This is a genomic window from Streptomyces sp. NPDC058620, assembly GCF_042717135.1.
Taxonomy (GTDB): domain Bacteria; phylum Actinomycetota; class Actinomycetes; order Streptomycetales; family Streptomycetaceae; genus Streptomyces.
The window spans coordinates 1-1357 of record NZ_JBHXQO010000156.1; the positions used below are offsets into that span (position 1 = coordinate 1).

At 64.0% G+C, this 1357-nt stretch carries 1 protein-coding gene; it reads right to left on the bottom strand.

The genetic code is table 11. The annotated features are described in order from the left end of the window. Positions 1-470 precede the first annotated feature (470 nt). A complete protein-coding gene (locus tag ACFWSK_RS37790; protein WP_383796733.1) occupies positions 471-887 on the bottom strand; it encodes a hypothetical protein in 417 nt (138 codons plus the stop codon). Positions 888-1357 lie beyond the last annotated feature (470 nt).

Below are 1357 nucleotides of genomic sequence, written 5' to 3' on the forward strand. Positions count from 1 at the left end.
ATCCAGTACCGCAGCAACCTAATCGACGGCTGCCTAGCCGAGACCGGCCTGACCATCAGATCTGCGTAACGACACCACGAGTTAAACCTCAGTAAGGGGGTTGCCCTGGAGGTTGCTAAGGGGGTTGCAGAGAGGGTTGCTAAGGGGGTTGCACTCGTTCGGATCGGCCTCTCCCGTTTCCCCAGGTCAGGCCCTGGTTTCGGTGTGGTGAGTGGTCAGACTTCCTCTTCTGCTGCCCTTGGTCCTGGTGGTGGGGATGGCTGGGTGGGGGTGGTGGTGGTCATCGGAGCCGGCGGGGCGCTGCGCTGGCGGTTGGGGGATCGCGTCGGCCGGTAGCCGCCGCGCCCCGGGGTGGGGCGGGCAGGGCGTTTGACGGCTTCTCGGGGCGTCTACGGCCGTCCTGGGGGCCTTGGGGCTGCCGGGTTCCGCTAGGGGCTGTTGGGAAGGCCAGGCGGCTGCTGCCTGCACGGTTACTGGTACTCGTCGTCGGGGCAGTCAGTTCGGTGGAGGTGGCCGTCTGCGGACCGGCGGGCTGTTCGCGGTATGGGGACTTCGAGCCAGCGCCCGTCGAGGAGTATCCACATTCCGAAGAGGGCGTCGTTCTCGTTGTGCAGCAGTAGTTGTACCGAGTGGGGGCACTTCCAGGGCAGTTGCTGGAGCGTGCTGCGGAGCTTTCCGGTGTTGAGGTGATTGAACGTGCCTGCGAGAACATGGCATTCAGCGCCCCGGGGGGTGCCTCCCCAGTGCCCGAGCTGCTCGTCCCCGCTGACCCGCTTGAACCCGCTGGGGTGCAGGCCGGCGTCAAGGGGGTCAAGGCTGATGATGTGCTGGAGCACCGAGTCTTCCAGGTAGCTGAACAGCAATATGACGTCGGTGAAGTCGCTCATCAGTCATCTCTTCCACGTTAAAGGTCAGGGCCCGGGGTGCTGCCACACACCATGGATCACGCGCCAGCCGGCGGCCCCACCGCCCTCCTGGATGGGGCGGGCGGTGCTCTCAGCGGCTCTCAACGCCTGTCCCGTGGGCCGCCCCCGGCGGAGAGCCGTTTCGAAGCTCTTTTCAGTTTCCACCTCGGAGCTCAACTCGATTGCGTATGCCTCGGAGATGTCAAGCGCTTTGATCAATTGCCCCGCTGCCTCTGCGGAGAATAGTTCTTTTGTCACGCTGAGGAGAAACCCGGGCGTAGGTGGATTGCAAGCCTCTCGCTGCAAGGTGAACTTTTCTCCGCTGGGCAACGCGAAAGCGAAACACAGCCATTCGGCCAATGAGCCTTTTCCAACCTGACGGGTGGTTGGGCTGGCAGCCCCGGCGGCGGGCATGAAGAAAGCTCCTGGTAGACGGGTTCACGACCAAGATC

Excerpts from the sequence above, each read along its gene's own strand:
- ACFWSK_RS37790 (WP_383796733.1), bottom strand. The coding sequence starts at position 887 with ATGAGCGACTTCACCGACGTCATATTGCTGTTCAGCTACCTGGAAGAC.